The sequence below is a fragment of the Streptomyces sp. PTY087I2 genome (genome assembly GCF_001687325.1).
Taxonomy (GTDB): domain Bacteria; phylum Actinomycetota; class Actinomycetes; order Streptomycetales; family Streptomycetaceae; genus Streptomyces.
In genome coordinates, this window is record NZ_LZRD01000005.1 from 215,006 (window position 1) to 237,626 (window position 22,621).

Sequence of the window (22,621 nt, forward strand, 5' to 3'; positions counted from 1 at the left end):
GTACCTCGCTCGCGGCCCGCTCAGTCGCCGAGGATCCGCTCCCACAGCAGCCCGTCCCGCCAGCTCCCGTCGAGGAAGATCGCGGCGTGCGCGACGCCGTACGGGGTGAACCCGTTGCGGCGCAGCACGCGTTGGGAAGGCAGGTTCTCCAGGTTGGTGGACGCCTCGGCGCGGTGCAGGTTCAGCTCTTCCCTCATGACGCGGAGGGCGAGCCCGACGGCGTTCCCGGCGTGGCCCCGGTTCTGGGCGACGGAGGCGATCCAGTAGCCGACGGAGCCGCGGCGCAGATGCGGCTGCGGCAGGATGCCCCCGACGGTGATCTGCCCGATCACCTCGTCACCGGCGAGCACCACTCCCGGCCAGACCGTGCCGGCCCGGTACCCCGCCAACAGGCCCTCGATCCGCTCCGCCTGGCCCTGAGCGGTGAAGAAGTCGTCCGGCTGGGCCGGTTCCCACGGCCGGAACGCCTCGGCGTCCCGTACCCGGTGGGCGGCGATCGGGGCGGCGTCGGCGGGCTCTATCAGACGGATGCGGGTACTGCTGGGCATGGGCCGGTCCTCGTCGGTACGGCGGAAGGGACCGGCCCAACCTATGCGAGCGGGTCAGGGCCTGTGCGGGCGTGTCAGGACCTGTGCGAGCGCGTCAGGGCACCTTCACCCAGTCGAGGGTGCGCTCCACCGCCCGCTTCCAGCCCGCGTAGCCCTCCGCGCGCTGTTCCTCGGACCACTGGGGCGACCAGCGCTTCGACTCGTGCCACTGGGCGCGCAGCTCGTCGGTGTTCTGCCAGAAACCGGCGGCGAGCCCCGCCGCGTAGGCCGCGCCGAGAGCGGTCGTCTCGGCGACGACGGGACGGCTGACCTCGACGCCGAGGACGTCCGACTGGATCTGCATGCAGAGGTCGTTGGCCGTGACGCCGCCGTCGACCTTGAGCACGTCCAGATGGACCCCGGAGTCCTGCTCCATCGCCTCGACCACATCGCGGCTCTGGTAGCAGATGGCCTCCAGCGTGGCCCGCGCCAGATGGGCGTTGTCGTTGTACCGGGCCAGGCCGACGATCGCGCCGCGGGCGTCGGAGCGCCAGTACGGTGCGAACAGGCCGGAGAACGCGGGTACGAAGTACATCCCGCCGTTGTCCTGGACGCTGCGGGCCAGCTCCTCGCTCTCCGGCGCCGACTTGATGATCTTCATCTGGTCGCGCAGCCACTGCACCGCGGACCCGGTGACGGCGATGGACCCCTCCAGGGCGTAGACCGCCGGTTCGTCGCCGAACTGGTACGCCACCGTGGTGAGCAGCCCGTTCTCCGAACGGACCAGCTCGGCACCGGTGTTGAGCACCAGGAAGTTGCCGGTCCCGTAGGTGTTCTTGGCCTCGCCGGGGGAGAAGCAGACCTGGCCGACGGTGGCCGCCTGCTGGTCGCCGAGGACGCCGCCGATGGGAATGGCGGCGCTCAGCGGCCGGGAGGTGCGCGTGGAGCCGTAGGCGTCCGGGTGCGACGACGGGTTGATCTTCGGGAGCATCGCCCGGGGGATGCCGAAGAAGTCCAGGAGTTCCTCGTCCCAGTCGAGGGTCTCCAGGTTCATCAGCATGGTGCGGCTCGCGTTGGTGACATCGGTGGCGTGGATACCGCCGTTCGGGCCGCCGGTCAGGTTCCACAGGACCCAGGCGTCGGTGTTGCCGAAGATCGCGTGACCGGCCTCGGCCGCCTCCCGTACGCCGTCGACGTTCTCCAGGATCCACTGGATCTTGCCGCCGGAGAAGTACGTCGCCGGCGGCAGCCCGGCCTTGCGGCGGATGACCTCGCCCTTCCCCGAACGCTCCAGGTTCGCGGCGATGACGTCCGTACGGGTGTCCTGCCACACGATGGCGTTGTAGTAGGGCCGCCCGTTGCGCGGGTCCCAGACCACCGTGGTCTCCCGCTGGTTGGTGATCCCGATCGACACCAGGTCGGTCGGCGACAGACCGCCGTGCCGCAGGGCGTTCTGGATCACCGAGTTGGTGCGTTCCCAGATCTCCACGGGATCGTGCTCCACCCAGCCGGACCGGGGCAGGATCTGCTCGTGCTCCAACTGGTGCTTGGCGACCTCGTTGCCGCCGTGATCGAAGATCATGAATCGGGTGCTGGTGGTCCCTTGGTCCACCGCGCCGATGAAGTCCGCCATGATGTGCTGCCTCTCCGGACGCTGTGGTTCAGTCCTGGGACGCCGGGACCCGGCCCGGCGGTTCGGGTTCGGCGGACGGCAGGAAGCGTCCGACGAGGAACTTGTAGAGCCCCGCGCCCAACAGGCCGCCGAGCAGCGGGCCGATGATGGGCACCCAGAAGTAGATGTTCCCGTACTGGTCCCGCCACGCCCCGCCGTAACCGGTGAGGAAGCTCGCCAGCCGGGGGCCGAAGTCACGGGCCGGGTTGATCGCGTACCCGGCGTTCGTTCCCCACGCCATACCGATCGCGACCACGACCAGGCCGATGATGAACGGGCCCATGTTCGAGCCGGGCGGGGTGTTGAGCATGTCGGTGATGGCCAGGATCAGCAGCAGCAGGATGGCGGTGCCGATGATCTGGTCGCGGAACGCGCCCCACTCGTGCACCGGCAGCGCCGGGTTGCCGTTGGCGGGCAGGGTGGAGAACACCCCCTGCGTCTTGATGGTGTGCCCGGGGTCGGCCTTCGCCAGCGCCTCGCTGTAGTTCCAGCGGACGATCAGCGCGGCCACGAACGCGCCGGCCGTCTGCGCCACCGCGTAGGGGGCGACCTTCTTCCACGGGAACCCCTTGAACGCGGCCAGCGCCAGGGTCACCGCGGGGTTGAGATGCGCCCCGCTCAGCCGCGCCGCCACATAGACGCCGAGCGTGACGCCCAGCCCCCACGCCCAGGCGATGCTGTCGTGGTCCCCGAGCCCACCGGCCGGATCCGTCAGGGCTCCGCCCGCCACCACCTGGGCCACGACACCGCAGCCGAAGAGGATGAGGATCATCGTGCCCGCGAACTCGGCCGACATCTCGCCGACCAGTCCGGACTTCTTACGTAGCTCAGCCATGGAAGCTCGCCTTCCGCCGACGGCGCCGGCTGTCGACTATCCGAGCAGTGTCAGCAGGCTAAGACGATTCAACGAAAGGGGCATTTCGAGCGACAGTCCTTGGGTGGTCGGAGCGTGCGTTCCGTGGCATTCAAGCTACCGGTCGGTAATTTGATGGGGGCTCCATCAGGGGGAACGCGGGACGGTGCCGGGCGAGTCGACCGGACCATCTGCCGGCCGGGTGCCGCACCCACCCCGCCTCGGGGGCGCGAACACCCGTCTGAAACGCTGGCCACCTCCTCACCAGGCACCACGCGCGCCCCTGATCCACCCGCAAGGAAGACATGCAGGGAGTTCTCACCGGATTCACGGTGATCGCCACCGTCATCGCCGTCGGGTACGTCATAGGGCGCCGCGGCTACCTGGGGCAGGACGGCCGCACCGTGCTGACCCGGCTCGCCTTCAACGTCGCGACCCCCGCCCTGCTCTTCACGATGCTCGCGGGCGCCGACCTGTCCGTCGTCCTGTCACAGCGCCTGCTGGTCACGGCCATCGCCACGGGAGCGGCCGCCGCCGTGTTCATCGCGGTGGCCGGGCCGTTCCTGCGCTGGGACGCCGGGCGGGTCACGATCGGCGCCCTGTGCTCCAGCTACGTCAACGCCGGGAACCTGGGCATCCCGATCGCCGTCTACGTACTCGGCGACGCCTCGCTCGTCGCGCCGGTCCTGCTGCTCCAGCAGATCCTGGTGACCCCGCTGGCCCTGACCGTCCTCGACCTCAGCCGCCCGGGGGAACCGGTGTCGGTCCTGCGGCGGCTGACCACCCCTCTGCGCAACCCGATGGCGATCGGATCGCTGTCCGGGGTGGCGGTGGCGGCATCCGGTCTGACCCTGCCCGGTCCGGTGCTCGAACCGCTCGTCCTCATCGGCAACATGTCGGTCCCCGCGGTCCTTCTCGCCTTCGGGATATCCCTGCGCGGCGCCGAACGGCCGGGCCGTGGGGAGGACCGGGGCGCGCTGTATCTGTCCGCCCTCCTGAAGACGGTCGCCCAGCCGCTCGTCGCCTGGGCCGTCGGCGCGGGCCTCTTCCAGCTGCGCGGCGAAGCGCTGCTCGACGTCGTCGTGATCGCGGCCCTCCCGGCGGCCCAGAACCTCTTCACGTACGCCTCGCACTACCGGGTCGCCGAACGGTTCGCGCGGGACTCCGTCCTCCTGTCCACCCTGCTGTCGGTTCCGGCGCTCGTCGCCGTCGCGGCGCTGCTGGGCTGACGGCGGACGCGGCTACTTCTTGATGCCGTGCTCCGCCGCCCAGGCGTACGCGACGTCCTCGGGGTCCTTCCGGTCCTTGTCCACCAGGCGGTTCAGCTCGGTGAGGTCCTTCGTCGTCAGTACGGACCCGAGGCGGGCCAGCGCCTTGCGGACCGTCGAGTCGGCCTTGCGGTCGGCGATCAGCGGGACGACGTGCTGGCCGGGGATGAGGTTCTTGGGGTCGGTGAGGACGACCCAGCCCTCGGCGGCGATGTCGGTGTCGGTGGTGAACAGGTTCGCCACGTCCACGTCCCCCTTCTTCAGGGCTCCCTTGACCAACGGGCCCGAGGAGTCGAGGGACTTGAACTCCTTGAACTCCACGCCGTACACCTCCTTGAGGCCCACCGAGCCCACCGTGCGCTTCTTGACCTCGGGGGCCGCGCCGATGACGAGCTTGCCGTTGTGCTTCGCCAGGTCGGCCAGGGACTTGAGGCCGTACTTCTCGGCGGTCTCCCTGGTCACGGCGAAGGCGTCGGCGTTCTCCGCCTCGCCGTACGGGAGGACCTGGAGGCCGCTCGGCAGGAGCATGGCGAGGGCGTTCTGCATCGTGCCCTCCTCGGTGGCCGTCGCCTTGGTGTCGAGGTAGTGCAGCAGCGCGCCCTGGTACTCGGGCAGCAGATCGATGTCGCCGCCCCTGATCGCGGGGATGAGGATCTCGCGGGTGCCCAGGTTGGGGCGGACGGTGGTCTTCACCCCGGCCGCTTCGAGGGCGGCGGCGTAGAGGTACCCGAGGACCTGGTTCTCGGTGAAGTTGGCGGTGCCGATGGTGACGCCGCCCTTGCTGGAGCCGCCGCCCCCGGCACCGGCCCCCTCCCCGTCGAGGGAGGTGATGCCGCTGCTGCACGCGGCGAGCGCGGGGACGGTGGCGGCGGCGAAGAGCCCGCCGAGGAGAGCCCTGCGGTTCATGGGGTTCATGCGGGTCACGCGGTTCTCGCGGTTGGTACGGGTCATGAGGGGCCGACTCCTAGGACTGCGGGGCGGGGCGGTGGCGGAACAGGAAGCGCTGGAGCGCGGAGAGCACGAGGTCGAGGACGACGGCGACGAGCGCCACGAGCACGGCCCCGCCGAGGACCTGCACGAGGTCGCGCTGGGCGAGCCCGTCGAAGACGTACCGGCCGAGCCCGCCGAAGGAGACGTACGCGGCGATGGTCGCCGTCGCGACGACCTGGATCAGCGCGAGTCGCAGCCCGGTCATGATCAGGGGGAGCGCCAGGGGCAGTTCGACCCGGAAGAGGACCTGGTACCAGCGCATGCCCTGGCCGCGCGCCGCGTCCCGCACCTCCGGGTCGACCGCCGTCATCCCGGCGTACGTGTTGGTCACGATCGACGGGACCGCGAGCGCCACCAGGGCGATGTAGACCGGCCACATCGACAGTCCGCTGGCGAGGAAGACGAGAACCACGAGGCCGACCGTGGGCAGCGCCCGGCCGAAGCTCGACAGGTTGATCGCGACGAACGCGCCGCGCCCGGTGTGGCCGATGAGCAGACCGACCGGCAGGGCGATGGCGGCCGCGACGAGCGTGGCGAGCAGCGAGTACTGGAGGTGCTCGGCGAGCCGGTGGCCGATGCCGTCGGAGCCGGTCCACTGCTCGCTTCCGACCAGCCAGGAGCCGAGGCCTTTGAGGAGTTCGTACACGGTTCAGGCCCCCTGCTTCTGCCGGCGGTTCCACGGCGTCAGGACGTACTGGAGGGTGACGAGCAGCGCGTCCGCGACGATCGCCAGGAGCAGGGTCAGGACGACGCCGACGATGACGGGGGTGGGGAAGTTGCGCTGGAACCCGTCGGTGAACAGCTGCCCGAGCCCGCCGTCGCCGATGTACGTGGCCACGGAGACCAGGGAGATCGCCATCACCGTCGCGATCCGCACCCCCGCCATGATCACGGGCAGGGCGAGGGGGAGTTCGACGGTGAGCAGGGTGCGCAGCGGCCGGGTGCCCATGGCCTTCGCGGCTTCCTTCGTCCGGGCGGGGACCGAGTCCAGGCCCTCCACGGTGTTCCGCAGGAGCACGACGAGCGTGTAGATCGTCAGGCCGATGACGGTGGTGGTGCGGGTGAGCCCGGAGACCGGGAGGAGGAGCACGAACACCGCGATGGACGGGATGGTGAACAGGACGTTCGACAGGCCGAGGAGCAGCCCGCGCAGCCTGCGCACCCGGTGCGCCACGACGGCCAGCGGGAGCGAGATCAGCAGGCCGAGGAGGACGGCGGTCAGCGCGGCCTGGAGGTGGGAGAGCGTCAGGGTGGTGAGATCGTCGGTGTGGTCGGCTATCCACGACCAGTCGACACTCACGCCGCCACCGCGCTCGCCGCGCTGTGCACCTGGCCGGCGCGGGCGTGGATGTCCTCGCGGGAGGTGACGCCGGTGAGGACGCCGTCCGCGTCGACCCGGGCGACCAGGCCGCTCGGCGCGGCGATCGACTCGTTGAGCGCGGAGAGCAGCGAGTCGGTGTCCCGCAGGGGCCGGACGGGTATCTCCGCCCCGCCCTTGCTCTCGCCCGCGCCTTTGCTCTCGCTGTCGCGCCAGGCCAGCGGCCTGCGGGCGGCGTCCAGGGTCAGCTGCCAGCGGGCGCCTTCGGGCGCGGGGCCCTGCGCGACCTCGGCGAGCGTCGTCAGGGACAGCAGCTTCAGACCGCGCTCCGCGCCCAGGAAGTCCGCGACGAACGCGTCCGCCGGGCGGGCCAGCAGCTCGGCGGGGGAGGCGCACTGGACGAGGTGGCCGCCGGTACGGAAGACGGCTATGCGGTCCCCGAGCCGTACGGCCTCGTCGATGTCGTGCGTGACGAAGACGATGGTCTTGTTCAACTCCCGCTGAAGGCGCAGCAGTTCGTCCTGGAGCTGGGTGCGGACCACCGGGTCGACGGCGCCGAAGGGCTCGTCCATCAGGAGGACCGGCGGGTCCGCGGCGAGCGCGCGGGCCACCCCGACGCGCTGCTGCTGACCGCCCGAGAGCTGGTGCGGGTAGCGCTTGCCCGCGTCGGCGGCGAGGCCGACCGTCTCCAGCAGCTCCGCCGCCCGCGCCCGCGCCTTCCTGCGGCCCCAGCCGAGGAGCAGCGGTACGGTCGCGATGTTGTCCAGGACGGTGCGGTGCGGGAAGAGCCCGGCCTGCTGGATGACGTAACCGATGGAGCGGCGCAGCTCGGCGGCGTCCTGTTCCAGGACGTCCTTGCCGCCCACTCTGATCGTCCCGGAGGTCGGCTCGACCATCCGGTTGATCATGCGGAGCGTGGTCGTCTTGCCGCAACCGGAAGATCCGACGAGGACGGTCACGCCCCCTTCCGGCAGGTCGAGCGTGAGGTCGTGCACCGCGGTCGTGCCGTTCGGGAAGCGCTTGTGGGCCTTGTCGAATTGGATCATGAGGAGTCCCTTGCCCGGCTGCATATCATCATGCAGAGTTCTCGGTGACTGAATAGCTTGTCAATAGGTCGTCGCCGCTCGGGCGTAAATCCCTGGTTACCAACGGCCGCAGGTCAAGACGGAGTGCCCGACAGAGGAGGAAATGCAACTGATGTCGTCTCATATCGCGGACAGGGCGGCAGATGGCGGCAATGCGGTCGTCTTCCTCGACGGCCGCCGACTGATGGTCGCAGATGTCGTACGCATGGCCGAATCCGTCGCCAGGCCCGTCCCGGCGGCCGAGGGCATGAAGCGCGTGGAAGCCTCCTGGAACGCCGCCCGGGAAATCGCTTCATGGGGGCGTGTCTACGGCCGCTCCACCGGCGTCGGCGCGAACCGGAATGAGTCCGTGCCCACCGGGGCGGCGGCCGATCACGGACTGCGCCTGCTGCGCAGCCACGCCGGAGCGATCGGCGAGGAGCTTCCCGCGCGGCAGGTGCGCGCCATGCTCGCCGTCCGCGCCAACCAGCTCCTCGCGGGCGGCGCCGGACTGCGCCCGACCGTCGTCACCGCGCTCTGCGACGCCCTGGAGACGGGCGCCCACCCGAAGGTCAACGCCCTCGGCTCGGTCGGCACCGGCGATATCGCGGCGCTGGCGCAGATGGGCCTCGCGCTGGCGGGCGAACACCCCTGGCAGGGCACGGGGTTGGCCCCCGAACCGCAGCCGCTCGACAACAACGACGCCCTCGCCCTGATCAGCAGCAACGCCCTCACCCTCGGCCAGTCCGCCCTCGCCCTGCACGAACTGCGCGCCCTGATCGCCGCCACCCAGGTGGTGGCGGCCCTGTCCCTGATGGCGATCGACGGCAGTTACGAGGCCTACGCGCTGCCCGTCCACGAGGCGCGGCGGCACGCCGGCTCGTACGCGGTCGCGGAGCGGACGCGGCTGCTGCTCGGCGCCCCCGACCGCCCGACGCCCCCGCTCGGCCGGATCCAGGACCCGTACGGCTTCCGCTGTCTGCCGCAGATCCACGGCCCCGCGCACGACGCGGCGGACGCGCTCGAAGGCGTCATCGAGGTCGAGATCAACGCGGCCGCCGAGAACCCGCTGATCTCGGCCGACGACATGGCCGCCTACCACCACGGCGGCTTCTACCTCGCCCAACTCGCCCTGTCGCTCGACCACTTCAGGCTGGCGGTCACCCAGGTGGCACGGCTCTCCACCTCCCGCCTCTCGACCCTCAACGAACCGGGCTTCACCCGGCTGCGCCCCTTCCTCGCGGACGGCGAGCCCGCGTCCTCGGGCGTGATGATCCTCGAGTACGCGGCCGGGGCGGCCCTCGGCGACCTGCGCGCCTACTCCGCACCCGCCTCGCTCGGGCACGCCGTGCTCTCGCGGGGCGTCGAGGAGCAGGCCAGCTTCGCTTCGCTGGCGGCCCGGCAGACCCTGCGGGCGTGCGAGGCGTTCCGGCTCGTTGTGGGATGCGAACTCGTCGCCGCCGTACGGGCGTTGCGTCAGCGGGAGCTGCGCCTGGACCCGGAACTGCCGGTCGGCCGCGCCTTCGAACTCGCGGCCTCGGTGCTCGACGCGGAGTCGGCCGACCGGCCGTTGACGGACGACGTGGCGGCGGCCGCCGGGCTGCTGGACCGGTTCGCCGAGCTGTGGGCGGACTCGGGTCCGGGGGCGGCCCCGGAGGCTCACCCGAAGGTGAAGACGTAGGCCTGGAGGCCTTCGTCCAGGCGCAGTTCGAGGCGTGCGGTACGGGCGTCCTCGTCGTCGGTGAGGCGGTACAGCGTCGGCGACCCGGTCACGCTGACGGTCCTGGTCGCCTCGCCGTTCACGAGGACGGTGACCTTCCCGGTGCCCGCGAGAACGAGGTTGGCGTTCTTCGCGCGGTAGGTGAAGGCCAGCCGGGCGTCCTTTCCGGCCGTGAACTTCTCGTACCCGGCCGTCCATGTGCCGTCCAGTGAAAGCTTGTCGACCGGGAGATCGCCCTTCGGGAAGCGGTAGACGGCCGGCCGGTCGTCCACCAGGGGTGTGCCGACGTATCCGCGGATGCGCAGGTTGCTCAGATAGGTCTCGGGCGTCCGGTCGGAGGCCAGATCGTCCATGGCGCGGCCCGTGGGCTTCGGCAGGACGACGGCGGGATCCGCCTGCCGGAGCAGCTCGCGGATCATCTTCTCGGTCTTGTCGTACTCGCCCTCGCCGAACTTGAAGTACCTCACGGTGCCGTCGGCGTCGATCAGATACTTGGCGGGCCAGAAGCGGTTGCGGTAGTTGTCCCAGGTGGTGAGGTCGTTGTCGAGGGCGACGGGCCAGGTCACGCCGAGCTTCTCGGCGCCGGAGACGACGTTGCTCCGCTTCTTCTCGAAGGCGAACTCGGGGGAGTGCACCCCGATGACGCGCAGTCCGGCGTCCCGGTAGGCGCGCTCCCAGTCCCGCAGATGCGGCACCGCACGCCGGCAGTTGATGCAGGAGTACGTCCAGAAGTCGACCAGGGTGACCTTGCCGCGCAGGCTCTTCAGGTCCACGGGCCGGTTGCCGGGGGTGTTGAACCAGGAGTCGATGCCCTCCAGCGGCGGGGCCTGCCCGCAGGAGCGGAGTTCGTCGGCGCCGTCCTCGCAGCGGGAGAGCTCCTTGTTGGAGTTGTCGTACAGGCCGGACAACTGCTGCCGGGCGGCGTCGCTGTCCTCGATCTTCTTCTGCACGCCGGAGGTGTAGTCGGGCAGGGACTGCTGGATCGCCGCCGTGACGTCCAGTGCCAGGCCCACCGCGAGGGCGATCATCAGACAGCCCGCGGCGATCCGCAGCCCTCGGGCGCGGCGGCGGAAAGCGGCGACCCGTTCGGCGACCCGGCGCCCGGCCAGGGCGAAGAGGAGCAGCGGTACGGCGGTGCCCACGGCGAACGACAGGGTCAGCACCACGATGTCGGAGCTGATCTCGCCCCGGGCGCCCGCGATGGTGATCGCCGCCAGGACGGGTCCGGCACACGGCACGTACAGCAGACCGAGGCCGAGCCCGAGAGCGAAGGCGCCGCCCTCCTTGTTGACCTGGCGCTGCGGGAGCCGGGCGAAGGGCTTCTCCAGCAGGCGTTCGACGGGCGGGAGGATCAGGCCCAGACCGATGAGGACGAGCAGCCCCAGACCCACGTAACGCAGGATGTCCTGCGGCAGGCCGAGAGCGGAGATGATCGTCACCCCGAGCAGGGTGAAGAACGCGAAGCTGACGACGAGCCCGGCGACCACGGCGTACGGACGCAGATTGCGCGGCGCGCGTGCGGGGGCGAGCGGGGGAGCGGTGGCCACGGCACCGTCCGCCGTTCGCCCGGCCCCGCTGTCGTCCGCCGTCCCACCCTCACCGCCGGCTTCGGCTCCGGCTCCGCCGGGGGACCGGGCCGGCTCTCCCGCGTCCTCGCCCCTGCCGGTGCCGCCCGCCAGGAACACCACCGGCAGGACGGGCAGGATGCAGGGGGATACCGCGGTGATCAGTCCGCCCAGCAGGCCGATCAGTATCAGGGTGACCATGGCGCACCGCCTCTCGCGGGAGAGAGCGGGAGTGTCCGCGGCCCTCACCACCTATTCGGCGCCGGGCGATCGCCGGATTGGTGGCGGGGAGGCCGCGCAGCTCACGGGGCGTCATCACGCGGTCCGGCGGCACAGCGTCGGGCGGCCGGTCACCGGCCGGGCGCCCCCACGCGCAGCCCGTCCATGACGAAGTCCAGGAGCCGACCGGCCCTCGGTTCCCAGTCCTCGTGGGGATCGAGCTGCCAGAGACCGGCGATCGCGAGGAAGAAGTCGTCCGGCGTCACCCCCAAGCGGATGGCGCCGGCGTCCTCGCAGGCGCGGAGCAGGGTTCCGGCCGCCTCCATGACCGGGGTGGGGCCGGGCCGGGCGGGGCCGCCGGGTGCGCTGGTCACCAGCCGGATCGCGTCCGCGAGGCCCGCCTTCGTCATCGCGAAGCGGGCGAGGCGGTCCATCCACTCGCGCAGGGCCCTCTCCGGCGGGCGGGTCCGCAGCAACTCGCACGCCGTATCGGCGACCTGCTGCATCTCGTAGCGGTAGACCTCCAGGACGAGCGCCTCGCGGTGGGGGAAGTTGCGGTAGAAGGTGCCCTGCCCGACCCCCGCCTTCTTGGCGATCGCGCTCAGCGGGGCGTCCGCGCGCAGCGTCAGCTCGACCGTGGCCACGCGCAGGATGCGCTCGCGGTTGCGCTGGGCGTCCGAACGCAGGGCGGTGTCCTTCTTCGGCTGCTGGGACACGGATCCTCCTCGGGGGTGGCCGGACTCGGGTGCGTGGCCGAAACCCGTCCTTGTTAACCGGACAGCTGTCCGTTACGTTCTCCGGATAAACGGACAGTGGTCCGGTTAGGGCTACCTTACTCCCGGCCGGGGCCCGCGGTCGCCGACCGGGGCCCGGGTTCCTTCCTCGTCACCCGACACCAGAGAAGGCTGAACATGGCCCCAGCGCCCTCGTCGACGTCCAGTGCGATCACCCTGAACATCAACGGCGAGAAGCATCACCTGCCCGTCGATCACCGCACCACCCTCCTCGACGCCCTGCGTGAACGCCTCGACCTCACCGGCACCAAGAAGGGCTGCGACCAGGGGCAGTGCGGCGCCTGTACCGTCCTGGTCGACCAGCGGCGCGTCGTCTCCTGCCTCAGCCTCGCGGTCGCGGCCGAGGGGCGCGAGATCACCACCATCGAAGGCGTGGCCGAGGGGGATCAACTCCACCCCGTCCAGCAGGCATTCCTCGACCTCGACGGTTATCAGTGCGGCTACTGCACGCCCGGCCAGATCTGCTCGGCCATCGCCGTCATCGAGGAACACGCGGCCGGCTGGCCGAGCGCCGTCACCGACGACCCGGCTCCCGAGGCGGGGCCGCCACCGCTGACGCCCGAGGAGATCCGCGAGCGGATGAGCGGCAACCTGTGCCGCTGCGGCGCGTACGTCTCGATCGTCCAGGCCGTCGCCCGCGCCGCCGGGGAGCGCGCCGCAGAGGGACACGCTGCCGAGAAACACGCCGCCGAGAAACACGCCGCCGAGGAGGCCGCCGTATGAGGGAGTTCGGCTATCAGCGCGCCCACGACGTCACCGGCGCGGTCACCCTCCTCGCCGCCGGCCCCGACGCGCGCTACCTCGGCGGCGGTACCAACCTCGTCGACCTGATGAAGGCCGGCGTGGAACGCCCCGCCCTCCTCGTCGACGTGCGCGAACTCCCCCTGGACCGCGTCGAACCCACGGCGGACGGCGGCCTGCGCATCGGCGCGACCGTCACCAACAGCGACCTCGCCGTCCACCCCGAAGTCCGCCGCCGCTACCCGGCGTTGACCCAGGCCCTGCTGGCCGGAGCCTCCGGGCAGCTGCGCAACATGGCCACCGTCGGCGGCAATCTCCTCCAGCGCACCCGCTGCGGCTACTTCACCGACGTCTCCCAGCCCTGCAACAAGCGGGCCCCCGGCAGTGGTTGCCCCGCCGTCGCGGGCGAGCACCACAACCACGCGGTTCTCGGCGCCTCCGACCACTGCGTGGCCGTGCACCCCTCCGACATGGGGGTGGCCCTCACCGCGTTCGACGCCGTCGTCTCCTACGAGAGCGCCGACGGCCCCGGCGAAGCCCCGATCACCGACTTCTACCTCCCCGTCGGCGACACCCCGCACCGCGAGACCGCCCTGCCGCCCGGCGCGCTGATCACCCATGTGACTCTGCCCGCCGCGCCCGTCGCCGCCCGCTCCCGCTACCGCAAGGTGCGCGAGCGTGCCTCGTACGCCTTCGCCATCGGCTCCGTCGCCGCCGCGCTCACCATCGAGGATGGCCGTGTACGCGAGGCGCGCCTCGCCCTCGGGGCCGTCGCCTCCCGTCCCTGGCGCGCCCGCGCGGCCGAAGCCGTTCTGGCCGGCGCACCGGCCGACGGTGCGGCCTTCGCCGCCGCCGCGGACGCCGAGCTGGCCGCGGCCCGGCCGCTGCCCCGCAACGGATACAAGGTGACCCTCATGCGCAACCTCGTGGTCTCCGTCCTGACCGAACTCGCCGGGGAGGACGCCCGATGACGACCACCACCCCGGGCCCCTCGGCGCTCCGCGGGGCCGTCGGCACCGCCCGTACCCGTATCGAGGGTCGTGACAAGGTCACCGGCGCGGCACGCTACGCGGGTGAGATCCCCTTCGCGGACCTGGCCCACGGCTGGCTCGTGCTGTCCACCGTCACCCGTGGCCGCATCCTGGACGTGGAGACCGCCCCGGTCCTCGCCATGCCGGGCGTGCTCACCGTGCTCCACCACGGCAACGCCCCCCGCCTCAACGTCGATTACGTCGGCATGCTCGGCACCCCGCCCGACCCGACCTGCGCCGTCTTCCAGAACGACCGGGTGCCGTTCGCCGGCTGGCCGGTCGCCCTCGTCGTCGCCGAGACGCCCGAGGAGGCCAGAGAGGCGGCCGAAGCGCTCGTGGTGACGTACGACAGCGAACCGCACGACACCGCGCTCCACGCGGACCACCCCGGCGCCTACCCCGCCGCCGGCCATATGCCCGCCGAGACGGAGAAGGGCGACCTGGAGGCACAACTCGCCGCCTCCGCCTTCGTGGTGGACGCCGAGTACACCACCCCCGAAGAGCAGCACAGCATGATGGAGCCGCACGCGGCGACCGCCCGGTGGGAGGGCGGCCGGCTGGAGGTCGTCGACTCCAACCAGGGCGCCGGCTGGGTCCAGGGCGAACTGGCCACGATGTTCTCGCTCGACGCGTCCTCGGTGCGGGTGCGCTCCGAACACATCGGCGGCGGCTTCGGTAGCAAGGGCCTGCGCGCCCACCAGGTGTCCGCCGTGATGGCCGCCACCGCCCTCCAGCGCCCGGTACGCGTGGTACTGACCCGGCGTCAGACGTTCTCGCTCGGCGGCTACCGCAGCCCCACCACCCAGCGGGTCAGGCTCGGCGCGGCCCCCGACGGCCGACTCCTGGCCCTGGAACACCGCTCACTGAACCAGACGTCCACGGTGTACGAGTTCGTCGAGCCCGGCGCGGGCGTCGCCCGGGTGCTGTACGACGCCGACGCCCACCGCACCGCCAACCACGTCGTCCGGCTCGACGTGCCGTCCCCGACCTGGATGCGCGCACCGGGGGAGGCCCCGGGATCCTTCGCGATCGAGGCGGCCCTCGACGAACTCGCCGAACGCGGCGGCATCGACCCGATCCAACTGCGCCTGCGCAACGAGCCGGACGTCGGCCCCGTCTCGGGACTCCCGTTCAGCAGCAACAACCTCGCCGCCTGCTTCCGCGAAGGAGCCCGCAGGTTCGGCTGGGCGGACCGCGACCCGCGCCCCGGTGTCCGCCGCGAGGGACGCTGGCTGCTGGGCACCGGCACGGCCGCGGCCTCCTTCGGCGCCGGGGCCGCCCCCTCGACGGCCCTGGTCACGGCGGAGGCCGACGGCTCCTTCACCGTACGGATCACCGCCGCCGACATCGGCACCGGAGCCCGCACCGCGCTCACCCTGATCGCCGCCGACGCGCTGGAGACCGCACCCGAACAGGTCCGGGTCCGCATCGGCGACAGCGACTTCGGCCCCGCGATGATCGCCGGCGGATCCATGGGCACCCGCTCCTGGGCCTGGGCGGTCACGGAGGCCGCCGCCGAACTGCGCGAGCGGCTCGCGATGACCACGTCGATCCCGCCGGAGGGCATCACCGTACGCTCCGACACCACCGAGGCCCTCGGGGCGCTCGCGCGGAAGGAACGCCACTCGTTCGGCGCGCAGTTCGCCGAGGTCGCCGTGGACACCGCCACCGGCGAGATCCGGGTGCGCCGCATGCTGGGCGTCTTCGCGGCGGGCCGGATCGTCAACCCGCTCACCGCCCGCAACCAACTCGTCGGCGGGATGACCTGGGGCATCTCCATGGCCCTGCACGAGGAGGCGGTCCGCGACCGCAACACCGGCGGCCACTACGCCCCCGACCTCGCCGGCTACCACGTCGCCACGCACGCCGACACCCCCGCCATCGAGGTGGACTGGGTGGACGACCACGACCCGGACGACCCGGTCGGCATCAAGGGCGTCGGGGAGATCGGCATCGTGGGCGCGGCGGCGGCCGTCGCCAACGCCGTCTGGCACGCCACCGGCGTACGCCACCGGAATCTGCCGATCCGCCCCGACCGGGTCCTCGCCGCGACCGGGCGGGCGCCCGCCGGGGGAGCGGTGGATGCTTGACATCGCCGGTGAGCTGCACCGATGGATGGCGGAGGGCCGGGAGTTCGCGGTCGGCACCGTCGTCTCCGTCGGCGGCAGCGCGCCGCGCGGGCCGGGAGCCGCCCTCGCCGTCGACAGCGAGGGCACGGCGATCGGTTCGGTCTCCGGCGGCTGTGTGGAGGGCGCGGTCTACGAACTGTGCGCCCAGGCCCTCGTATCCGGCGAGAGCGTTCGGACGAGCTTCGGCTACAGCGACGAGGACGCCTTCGCCGTCGGACTGACCTGCGGGGGCGTCCTGGACATCATGGTCACGCCGGTACGGTCCGGCTCGCCGGAGCGTGAGGTGCTGCGGGCCGCGCTGTCCGCCGCGGTGTCCGGCGAGGCGGCGGCCCTCGCCCGGGTGGTGGACGGCCCGGACGGATTCCTGGGGCGAGCGCTGCTCGTCCGCGCCGACGGATCCCACGAGGGCGGCCTCGGCGGCCACCCGGAGCTGGACCGTACGGCGGCGGCCGAGGCCTCGGCCCTGCTGGACACCGGCCGCACCGGCACCGTCGCCCTCTCCGAGGACGGCTCGCACTGCCCCGGCGGGCTCACCCTGCTCGTCGAGACCAGCGTGCCGCCGCCCCGCATGATCGTCTTCGGCGCGGTCGACTTCGCCGCCGCGCTGGTCCGGGCCGGCAAGTTCCTGGGCCACCATGTGACGGTGTGCGACGCGCGGCCCGTCTTCGCCACCCGCGCCCGGTTCCCCGAGGCCGACGAGGTCGTCGTCGACTGGCCCCACCGCTATCTGCGGCGCACCCGCACCGACGCCCGTACCGTGCTGTGCGTCCTCACACACGAGGCCCGGTTCGACGTGCCGCTGCTCATGGAGGCGCTGCGGAGGCCCGCCGCGTTCGTGGGCGCGATGGGGTCGCGCCGCACCCACGAGGACCGGACCCGGCGGCTGCGCGAGGCCGGTCTCGGCGACCGTGAGCTGGAGCGGCTGCGGTCGCCCATCGGCCTGGACCTCGGAGCCCGTACGCCGGAGGAGACGGCGCTGTCCATCGCGGCGGAGATCGTCGCGGCCCGGCGCGGCGGCACGGGCCTGCCGCTGACCGGGGGAGCGGACCCCATCCACCGGGAGCCCGGCCCGGAACGACGGGTCGTCAGCCGGCTCTGAGGCCGCCGCGGATCCGGTCGACGACGGCCGAGACGAGCTCGTCGAACTGCTCGTCCGGGGTGGGCAGCGGCAGCGCGGCGGCCTCCCGGAGGGTGGGGATGTCCAGGTCGGCGTGGTCGGCGAGCCAGGCGTCGGGAACGAGCCCGCCCTCGCCGGGACTGTCATCCGCACGGTCCGCCGGTCCGTCGACCACGAGGACGAAGGACAGGACCAGCAGGGAGAGATGGCGGTGCGCCGCGAGCGCCGAGGGCATGTCCAGGCCCACGTCCCGCAGGAGCCGGAGGAATCGGTCCAGGTTGAGCAGGCGGTTGGGGTGGACCGAGACCGGAGGTGTGTCCTCCTCCAGGGAGACCAGCAGGGCGCGGGGCCAGCGGCGGTACAGCGCCCGCAGGGAACCCGCGTAGTCCGCGACGGAGGTCTCCCAGGTCGCGGCGTGCAGCGGGGGTGGGTTCCACGAGGTCAACCTGCCGCTCGGCCTGGCCGCCTGGGTCCTGGCCGTACGGGTGCTGCCCCACGCTCCGGGGACGGCGGGCGAAACCTCCAGGTCTCCGGCCCGGACGGACTGGCTCGGCAGCCTGCTCCTCGTGCTCGGTCTCGGCACGGCGACGGTGCTGATGCTCGGCTCCGGCGACACACCCTGGTCCGGGCAGGACACCGCGGTCCTGCTCACCGCCTGCGTGGCGCTGGCCGCCTTCCTGGCCGTCCAGCTCAAGGTGCCCGCGCCGACGCTGGAACTGCGGATGTTCGGCAGCCCCGCGTTCTCCGGCGCGATGCTGGCCGTGCTCCTCTCCCGCGTCCTGACCATCGGCGGCTCGGTCCACCTGGTGCTGTACTTCTCCGACGGCCTCGGCATGAGCCCGACGGGGGCGGGCCTGCTGATGACCCCGATCTTCCTCGCCCAGATCGTCATGGGCATGGTCGGCTCCAAGCTCATCGGCGAACGGCCCCCGGGCCTGGTGATCGGCTCCGGTTACGCGCTCAAGGGCGCCGGCCTGGCCCTGCTGATCACCCCCGACTCGCCCTGGTGGGCGCTCGTCGTGCCGCTGCTCGCCTGGGGGGCGGGCGGCGGGATCGCCGGCGCACCCGTCATGGCGGTCGCCGTGCGGGTCAAGGCCCCCGAACGCGTCGGCATGGTCGCGGGGACGGTCTCCACCCTCGCCTCGCTCGGCGCGGGTGTCGGCACCGCGGCGCTCGGTGCGGTGTACGCCCTCCGGGGCGGCTCCGGCGCCGAGGCGGTCACCGACGGCGCCCGAGCCGTCCTGGCCGTGTCCGCGGCGCTCGCGGTCGTCGCCGTGCTCACCACCGTCACGCTCGTCAGCCCGCGCCGCGTCCCGGCCACCGAGCCGGCTTCCGCACCCGCCCCCGCTCCCGCGGAGGAGGACGGCGATCCCGCTCCCGCCGGGAAGTGAGGACCGGCGGGGCGCCTTCTACCCGGCGTTCTGCCGTCGCACCATCTCGGCGATCCAGTCCGGTGCGTACGGAGACGTACAGCCCGGAGAGGTCGGATAGTCCTTGAGCACCTCCAGGCGCTCACCGATGCCGACGGCGCGGGCGCGGAGCCGGGGGTGGTCGATGCCGATCTGGGCCAGGCAGTGGTTCATCGCCCACTGGAGACGGTCCGGGGCGTCCTTCATCTCCGCCTCGATGACGTCCAGCAGCCCCGGGAGGTCGAGGCCTTCGGGCTTCTTCCTGACCCGCTCGGTCGTGAGCGCCCAGCCGGCGCTCGCGACCACGGGATCCGGATCGGCGGACCAGGCCACGCGCAGCTCCTCGGCGTGCGGGCTCTTCTTCACCACGTAGTTCACGAGCCAGTCGTGCACCTTGGGTGCGCGGGCCTCGCGCAGCATACGGTCCAGCGCGTCACGTCCGAACGCCTTCGGGCGGCAGATCAGGAGCGCCAGCAGCCTCGCCGCGGTGTCGTCCGTCTCCCACAGCCGGACCGCGAGGTCCTGCTGCGTCCTGAGCCGCTTCGCGATGGCCCGCAGCTTGCCGAGGTTCACGCCGTGGTCGTCGCCGTGCTTCTCGTTCACCGCGCGGGCCCGCGGGTCCTCCAGCGCGGCCAGCTCGGCCATGATCTCCGCCGGCGTCGTGCCGGCCGGACTCTCCGTGGCCACCTCGGTCTCCTGTCCGTTGTCCGTCGGTCGGAACGGCAGGTTCAGCGTACGACGGCTCCACGAACGGCGGATCGCGTGTTCGGCGGAGCTGTACGGGGTCACTCCGGTACAGCGGCGCGAGCCACCGACCGCCGGACCGCCCGGTGACGGACCCCCCGGGCTCTGCCCCGCTGGCGAGGAGACATGAACCGCTCGACGGTGGAACCACTGCTGACCGCACAGGAGGACACGATGCGAGGGGTACGGCTCTCCGAGGGCGAGGACGACCCCGTGACGCCGGAGGTCCTGCCGTACGCCCCTGCCCCGGCCCCACCGGAGTCCGGGGCGGCCCCGCGTCCGGGCCGGGTCGTGCGGCTTCCGGGGGTGTACCGCCCGCAGACCGACACGCTGCTGCTGGCCCTCGCCATGCGCCGCGAGAGGATCGGCCCGGGTACGGATCTGCTGGACCTGTGCACGGGGAGCGGCGCGCTGGCCCTGCACGCCGCCCGGCTCGGCGCCCGCGTCACCGCCGTGGACATCAGCCGCCGGGCCGTGGCGTCCGCGCGGCTGAACACCGCGCTCGCCCGCCTGTCCGTCACCGTACGCAGGGGAGACCTGCTGCGGGCGCTGCCGGGCCGTACGTTCGACGCCGTCGTCAGCAATCCCCCGTACGTTCCGGCCCCCGGCCTGTCCGTGCCGCGCCACGGGTCCGGCCGCTCCTGGGACGCGGGCCCCGACGGCCGGGTGATCCTCGACCGCATCTGCGACGACGCCTCCGCCGCGCTGCGCCCCGGCGGTCTGCTCCTGCTGGTCCAGTCGGGGCTGAGCCGCCCGGAGGAGACCGTCGGCCGGCTGTCCGCGGCCGGGCTCGACGTCTCCGTGACCGACCGGGTGACGATCCCGTTCGGACCGGTCACCCGCCGCCGGGCCGCCTGGCTGCGGGACCGGGGCCTGCTGCGGGACCGGCTGGAGCGGGAGGAACTGGTGGTGATCCGTGGTCGTAAGGAATGAGACACCGCGCCGTGTGGTGCTGAACCGGGAAGGCCCGATCCTGGTGGAAGGGCCGGTCGAGGTCGTCGGCGACGACGGCACGACGACCAGGTCCGACCGGTTCGTCGTCGCGATCTGCACCTGCCGCCGCAGCCGCGCCTACCCCTGGTGCGACACCAGCCACCGCCGCCGCAAGCCCGCCGGGCCCGCGGAAGGCCGCCCGGACGGCCGAAAGCCGGAGGAAGGCCGTCCGGACGGCCGACCGCCCGAGGAGAGCGAGGAGGAGCCCCGACCGTGACGACCCAGGCCACCACCCCGCCCGGCAGCCCCGTCGCGTCCCCCGCCCTGCCGACGGCGCGCGGACCCCTGAGCGAGAGCGGCCTCGCCGTGCTGGCGGGCAGCGGTACCCGCCTCCCCGCCACCGACGAGGTCCGCCGCTCCGACCCGTACGGGGACGACCTCCAGCTCCTCCTGTACGTCCTGTACGAGCTCCACTACCGCGGGTTCGCCGGGGTGGACGAGCGGCTGGAATGGGACCCCGCCCTGCTCGGCGTGCGCGCGGCGGCCGAGGACGTCTTCCTGGACGCGCTGCGCCGCGACGCCGGCCCGGGCGGGCAGGACGTGGCCGGGGCGGTGGACGCGCTCCAGCTGGAACCCGTCGGGGACGACGGCCACGGCGTCAGCCACCACCTCCGGCGGGAGGGCGAGCTGTGGCAGCTGCGCGAGTACGCCGCCGTGCGCTCGCTCTACCACCTCAAGGAGGCCGATCCGCATCTGTGGGTGGTGCCCAGGCTCCGGGGCCGGGCGAAGGCGGCGATGGTCGCCGTGGAGTTCGACGAGTTCGGCGCGGGGCGGGCGGAGAACGTCCACGCCCAGCTCTTCGCCGACCTGATGACGGACCTCGGCCTGGACGCCCGGTACGGCCACTACGTCGACGCCGCACCCGCCCAGGCCCTGGCCACGGTCAACCTGATGTCCCTCTTCGGCCTGCACCGGCGGCTGCGCGGCGCCCTGGTCGGGCACTTCGCCACGGTGGAGATCACCTCGTCCCCGGGGTCGAGACGACTGGCCGAGGCCCTGCGCCGCGTCGGCGCGGGCCCCGCCGCGCAACGGTTCTACGACGAACACGTGGAGGCCGACGCGGTCCACGAACAGGTGGTGCGCCACGAGGTGATCGCCGGCCTGCTGGAGGACGAACCCGCCCTGGCCGCCGACGTGGTCCTGGGCATCGAGTCGACCGGCCACCTGGAGCACCTCCTCGGCGACCACCTGCTGGCGGCGTGGCGCGCGGGCAGATCGGCACTGCGCACACCTCTGCCGTCCTGAGGGCCACCCGGGGAGGTCGGGCCGGGGGCGGGAGCGGCCGCCGTCCGGGCGTCAGCGGCCGAGGGCCTTGCGCAGCTCTTCCTTGTTCATGGAGGAACGCCCGTCGATGTTCCTCTTCTTCGCCTCCGCGTAGAGCTGATCCTTCGTCGGGCCCTGCGCGCCCTTGTGGGAGCGTTCACCGCCGCGTTCGTAGGCGGACTTCCTGTCCTGCGTCGACGTCCTGCTGGCCGTCCTCGACTCGCCGGACCGGGCGCGCTGCTTGTTGACGGTCCGGGCCGCGATCTCTTTCGCACGGCCCTCCGACGCGCCCCGTTCCTCCTGGCTCTCCTTGATGTGCTCGTACTGCCGCTCACGCTTCTTGTTCGATCCGGCCGGCATGGCGTGCTCCTTTCTTCGTCTTTCTTCGTCCGGGGGGTGTCGGTCCGAGGCGACGCCCCTCGCGTTTCCCGTACGAACCCCACTAAACAGCGCACACCGCGACAGTGCCCGTGGAGGCGTCGAAAGGGGTCCCCGCCCCTGCCCCAGGTGAGCCGTGTCTCACCCGGGCCCCACGACTTGTCTATGCAACGAGTTGCATAGAAGGATCGCCGTATGGCCCTCGACCACGCGATCCTCGTCTCCCTGCTGGAGCGGCCCGGCTCCGGCTATGAGCTGGCCCGGCGGTTCGAGCGGTCCATCGGGTACTTCTGGACCGCCACCCACCAGCAGATCTACCGCGTACTGGGCCGCATGGTCGCCGACGGCCTTCTCCTGGTCCGTGAGGTGGAGCAGCAGGGGCGGCCGGACAAGAAGGAGTACTCCGTCACCGGGTCCGGCCGCGCCGCCCTCGCCGCGTGGCTGCACAAGCCGATCGAGCCGGAGAGTCTGCGGCACGATCTCGCCGTGAAGATCCGGGGCGCGGCCTTCGACGACCCGGCCGCCCTGATCGACGAGGTCGAGCGCCACCGCCAGGTGCACCGCGACCGGCTCGCGCACTACCTCGCCGGGGAGCTGCGCGACTTCACCGGGCCCGACGCCCCCGCGCCGCAGGACGTCGGCCAGGAACTCCAGCACGTCGTGCTGCGGGGCGGCATCGCGTACGAGCGCATGACGATCGCCTGGCTCGACGACGTACTCGCCACACTCCACCGGCTCGACGCCGCGAGCCCCGGCGACCGGCTCGAAGCGGCGGGCCCCGGCGCCTGAACGGCGCACCCGCCCGCCACCTCCGTACCACCGAAGA

At 72.3% G+C, this 22,621-nt stretch carries 23 protein-coding genes; 11 read left to right on the forward strand and 12 right to left on the reverse strand.

Annotation, left to right across the window (positions count from 1 at the left end; genetic code table 11):
* Positions 1–20: 20 nt before the first annotated feature.
* The 3 genes from A3Q37_RS07155 to A3Q37_RS07165 form a co-directional block, all read right to left on the reverse strand.
* Positions 21–548, reverse strand: coding sequence for a GNAT family N-acetyltransferase (locus tag A3Q37_RS07155; RefSeq protein WP_065479273.1), 528 nt, complete (start codon positions 546–548; stop codon positions 21–23).
* 94 nt (positions 549–642) lie between these two features.
* Positions 643–2,160 carry a glycerol kinase GlpK gene (gene glpK, locus A3Q37_RS07160; protein ID WP_065479276.1) on the reverse strand — a complete coding sequence of 506 codons (1,518 nt, stop codon included), beginning with the start codon at positions 2,158–2,160 and terminating at the stop codon, positions 643–645.
* 28 nt (positions 2,161–2,188) lie between these two features.
* Positions 2,189–3,034 (reverse strand): MIP/aquaporin family protein, encoded by an 846-nt coding sequence (locus tag A3Q37_RS07165; protein WP_065479279.1) that lies wholly within the window; start codon positions 3,032–3,034, stop codon positions 2,189–2,191.
* Between the two features lie 323 nt (positions 3,035–3,357).
* Here A3Q37_RS07165 and A3Q37_RS07170 point away from each other — a divergent pair, with 323 nt between their 5' ends.
* Positions 3,358–4,281 carry an AEC family transporter gene (locus A3Q37_RS07170; protein WP_065479281.1) on the forward strand — a complete coding sequence of 308 codons (924 nt, stop codon included), beginning with the start codon at positions 3,358–3,360 and terminating at the stop codon, positions 4,279–4,281.
* 12 nt (positions 4,282–4,293) lie between these two features.
* Here A3Q37_RS07170 and A3Q37_RS07175 read toward each other — a convergent pair whose 3' ends face one another.
* Genes A3Q37_RS07175 through A3Q37_RS07190 form a run of 4 tightly spaced genes read right to left on the reverse strand, consistent with a single transcriptional unit; the run spans position 4,294 to position 7,674 of the window.
* Positions 4,294–5,226 carry an ABC transporter substrate-binding protein gene (locus tag A3Q37_RS07175; protein ID WP_065479549.1) on the reverse strand — a complete coding sequence of 311 codons (933 nt, stop codon included), beginning with the start codon at positions 5,224–5,226 and terminating at the stop codon, positions 4,294–4,296.
* A 58-nt stretch (positions 5,227–5,284) separates the two neighbouring features.
* Positions 5,285–5,956 (reverse strand): ABC transporter permease, encoded by a 672-nt coding sequence (locus A3Q37_RS07180; RefSeq protein ID WP_065479284.1) that lies wholly within the window; start codon positions 5,954–5,956, stop codon positions 5,285–5,287.
* 3 nt (positions 5,957–5,959) lie between these two features.
* Positions 5,960–6,610: an ABC transporter permease gene (locus A3Q37_RS07185; protein ID WP_065479287.1), complete on the reverse strand. Its 651-nt coding sequence runs from the start codon at positions 6,608–6,610 to the stop codon at positions 5,960–5,962.
* The gene (locus A3Q37_RS07190) at positions 6,607–7,674 is read right to left on the reverse strand and encodes an ABC transporter ATP-binding protein (protein ID WP_065479551.1); all 1,068 of its coding nucleotides are present in this window, start codon (positions 7,672–7,674) and stop codon (positions 6,607–6,609) included. The genes A3Q37_RS07185 and A3Q37_RS07190 overlap by 4 nt, the downstream gene beginning before the upstream one ends.
* Positions 7,675–7,825: 151 nt before the next feature.
* Between A3Q37_RS07190 and A3Q37_RS07195 the strand changes: the two genes are divergently transcribed.
* Complete coding sequence (locus tag A3Q37_RS07195) at positions 7,826–9,373, forward strand: aromatic amino acid ammonia-lyase (protein WP_065479290.1); 1,548 nt, start codon at positions 7,826–7,828, stop codon at positions 9,371–9,373.
* Here A3Q37_RS07195 and A3Q37_RS07200 read toward each other — a convergent pair.
* Together A3Q37_RS07200 and A3Q37_RS07205 are read right to left on the reverse strand one after the other, a co-directional pair.
* Positions 9,352–11,178, reverse strand: a complete 1,827-nt coding sequence (locus A3Q37_RS07200) for a cytochrome c biogenesis protein DipZ (protein ID WP_065479293.1) — start codon at positions 11,176–11,178, stop codon at positions 9,352–9,354. The two genes, A3Q37_RS07195 and A3Q37_RS07200, sit on opposite strands and share 22 nt — an antisense overlap.
* Before the next feature lie 149 nt (positions 11,179–11,327).
* The gene (locus tag A3Q37_RS07205; protein WP_065479297.1) at positions 11,328–11,912 is read right to left on the reverse strand and encodes a TetR/AcrR family transcriptional regulator; all 585 of its coding nucleotides are present in this window, start codon (positions 11,910–11,912) and stop codon (positions 11,328–11,330) included.
* Positions 11,913–12,107: 195 nt separating this feature from the next.
* On the opposite strand from A3Q37_RS07205, the gene A3Q37_RS07210 reads away from it, so the two are divergent.
* From A3Q37_RS07210 to A3Q37_RS07225, 4 genes are read left to right on the forward strand one after another with little or no spacing between them, the layout of a single operon-like run.
* Complete coding sequence (locus A3Q37_RS07210) at positions 12,108–12,713, forward strand: (2Fe-2S)-binding protein (RefSeq protein WP_065479300.1); 606 nt, start codon at positions 12,108–12,110, stop codon at positions 12,711–12,713.
* Entirely contained in the window at positions 12,710–13,702 is a 993-nt protein-coding gene (locus tag A3Q37_RS07215) for a xanthine dehydrogenase family protein subunit M (protein WP_065479303.1), read from the forward strand. Before A3Q37_RS07210 ends, A3Q37_RS07215 begins: the two co-directional genes overlap by 4 nt.
* On the forward strand, positions 13,699–15,852 hold the full coding sequence (locus tag A3Q37_RS07220) for a xanthine dehydrogenase family protein molybdopterin-binding subunit (protein WP_065479306.1): 2,154 nt from the start codon (positions 13,699–13,701) through the stop codon (positions 15,850–15,852). Before A3Q37_RS07215 ends, A3Q37_RS07220 begins: the two co-directional genes overlap by 4 nt.
* Positions 15,845–16,990 carry an XdhC/CoxI family protein gene (locus A3Q37_RS07225; RefSeq protein ID WP_065479310.1) on the forward strand — a complete coding sequence of 382 codons (1,146 nt, stop codon included), beginning with the start codon at positions 15,845–15,847 and terminating at the stop codon, positions 16,988–16,990. Before A3Q37_RS07220 ends, A3Q37_RS07225 begins: the two co-directional genes overlap by 8 nt.
* Here the strand turns inward: A3Q37_RS07225 and A3Q37_RS07230 are convergent.
* Positions 16,977–17,591, reverse strand: coding sequence for a TetR/AcrR family transcriptional regulator C-terminal domain-containing protein (locus A3Q37_RS07230; protein WP_255311757.1), 615 nt, complete (start codon positions 17,589–17,591; stop codon positions 16,977–16,979). The genes A3Q37_RS07225 and A3Q37_RS07230 overlap by 14 nt on opposite strands.
* Between A3Q37_RS07230 and A3Q37_RS07235 the strand changes: the two genes are divergently transcribed.
* Positions 17,575–18,399, forward strand: a complete 825-nt coding sequence (locus A3Q37_RS07235) for an MFS transporter (RefSeq protein ID WP_369691444.1) — start codon at positions 17,575–17,577, stop codon at positions 18,397–18,399. The two genes, A3Q37_RS07230 and A3Q37_RS07235, sit on opposite strands and share 17 nt — an antisense overlap.
* An 18-nt stretch (positions 18,400–18,417) precedes the next feature.
* On the opposite strand, the gene A3Q37_RS07240 is transcribed toward A3Q37_RS07235, so the two are convergent.
* Positions 18,418–19,104, reverse strand: coding sequence for a DNA alkylation repair protein (locus A3Q37_RS07240; RefSeq protein ID WP_065479555.1), 687 nt, complete (start codon positions 19,102–19,104; stop codon positions 18,418–18,420).
* A 231-nt stretch (positions 19,105–19,335) separates the two neighbouring features.
* Between A3Q37_RS07240 and A3Q37_RS07245 the strand changes: the two genes are divergently transcribed.
* From A3Q37_RS07245 to A3Q37_RS07255, 3 genes are read left to right on the forward strand one after another with little or no spacing between them, the layout of a single operon-like run.
* Positions 19,336–20,094: a HemK2/MTQ2 family protein methyltransferase gene (locus A3Q37_RS07245; RefSeq protein ID WP_079137695.1), complete on the forward strand. Its 759-nt coding sequence runs from the start codon at positions 19,336–19,338 to the stop codon at positions 20,092–20,094.
* Positions 20,095–20,107: 13 nt separating this feature from the next.
* Positions 20,108–20,371 carry a CDGSH iron-sulfur domain-containing protein gene (locus A3Q37_RS07250; protein ID WP_065479313.1) on the forward strand — a complete coding sequence of 88 codons (264 nt, stop codon included), beginning with the start codon at positions 20,108–20,110 and terminating at the stop codon, positions 20,369–20,371.
* Complete coding sequence (locus A3Q37_RS07255) at positions 20,368–21,399, forward strand: iron-containing redox enzyme family protein (RefSeq protein ID WP_065479314.1); 1,032 nt, start codon at positions 20,368–20,370, stop codon at positions 21,397–21,399. The genes A3Q37_RS07250 and A3Q37_RS07255 overlap by 4 nt, the downstream gene beginning before the upstream one ends.
* Positions 21,400–21,450: 51 nt before the next feature.
* Here A3Q37_RS07255 and A3Q37_RS07260 read toward each other — a convergent pair whose 3' ends face one another.
* The gene (locus A3Q37_RS07260) at positions 21,451–21,777 is read right to left on the reverse strand and encodes a plasmid stabilization protein (protein WP_065479316.1); all 327 of its coding nucleotides are present in this window, start codon (positions 21,775–21,777) and stop codon (positions 21,451–21,453) included.
* 213 nt (positions 21,778–21,990) lie between these two features.
* On the opposite strand from A3Q37_RS07260, the gene A3Q37_RS07265 reads away from it, so the two are divergent.
* The gene (locus A3Q37_RS07265; protein ID WP_065479319.1) at positions 21,991–22,584 is read left to right on the forward strand and encodes a PadR family transcriptional regulator; all 594 of its coding nucleotides are present in this window, start codon (positions 21,991–21,993) and stop codon (positions 22,582–22,584) included.
* Positions 22,585–22,621 lie beyond the last annotated feature (37 nt).

What these genes read in the sequence shown, in the direction of transcription:
- A3Q37_RS07155 (WP_065479273.1), bottom strand. Translation starts at nt 548, where the DNA reads ATGCCCAGCAGTACCCGCATCCGTCTGATAGAGCCCGCCGACGCCGCC.
- glpK (WP_065479276.1), bottom strand. Translation starts at nt 2,160, where the DNA reads ATGGCGGACTTCATCGGCGCGGTGGACCAAGGGACCACCAGCACCCGA.
- A3Q37_RS07165 (WP_065479279.1), bottom strand. Translation starts at nt 3,034, where the DNA reads ATGGCTGAGCTACGTAAGAAGTCCGGACTGGTCGGCGAGATGTCGGCC.
- A3Q37_RS07170 (WP_065479281.1), top strand. Translation starts at nt 3,358, where the DNA reads ATGCAGGGAGTTCTCACCGGATTCACGGTGATCGCCACCGTCATCGCC.
- A3Q37_RS07175 (WP_065479549.1), bottom strand. Translation starts at nt 5,226, where the DNA reads ATGAACCGCAGGGCTCTCCTCGGCGGGCTCTTCGCCGCCGCCACCGTC.
- A3Q37_RS07190 (WP_065479551.1), bottom strand. Translation starts at nt 7,674, where the DNA reads ATGATCCAATTCGACAAGGCCCACAAGCGCTTCCCGAACGGCACGACC.
- A3Q37_RS07195 (WP_065479290.1), top strand. Translation starts at nt 7,826, where the DNA reads ATGTCGTCTCATATCGCGGACAGGGCGGCAGATGGCGGCAATGCGGTC.
- A3Q37_RS07200 (WP_065479293.1), bottom strand. Translation starts at nt 11,178, where the DNA reads ATGGTCACCCTGATACTGATCGGCCTGCTGGGCGGACTGATCACCGCG.
- A3Q37_RS07210 (WP_065479300.1), top strand. Translation starts at nt 12,108, where the DNA reads ATGGCCCCAGCGCCCTCGTCGACGTCCAGTGCGATCACCCTGAACATC.
- A3Q37_RS07215 (WP_065479303.1), top strand. Translation starts at nt 12,710, where the DNA reads ATGAGGGAGTTCGGCTATCAGCGCGCCCACGACGTCACCGGCGCGGTC.
- A3Q37_RS07220 (WP_065479306.1), top strand. Translation starts at nt 13,699, where the DNA reads ATGACGACCACCACCCCGGGCCCCTCGGCGCTCCGCGGGGCCGTCGGC.
- A3Q37_RS07225 (WP_065479310.1), top strand. Translation starts at nt 15,845, where the DNA reads ATGCTTGACATCGCCGGTGAGCTGCACCGATGGATGGCGGAGGGCCGG.
- A3Q37_RS07245 (WP_079137695.1), top strand. Translation starts at nt 19,336, where the DNA reads ATGCGAGGGGTACGGCTCTCCGAGGGCGAGGACGACCCCGTGACGCCG.
- A3Q37_RS07260 (WP_065479316.1), bottom strand. Translation starts at nt 21,777, where the DNA reads ATGCCGGCCGGATCGAACAAGAAGCGTGAGCGGCAGTACGAGCACATC.
- A3Q37_RS07265 (WP_065479319.1), top strand. Translation starts at nt 21,991, where the DNA reads ATGGCCCTCGACCACGCGATCCTCGTCTCCCTGCTGGAGCGGCCCGGC.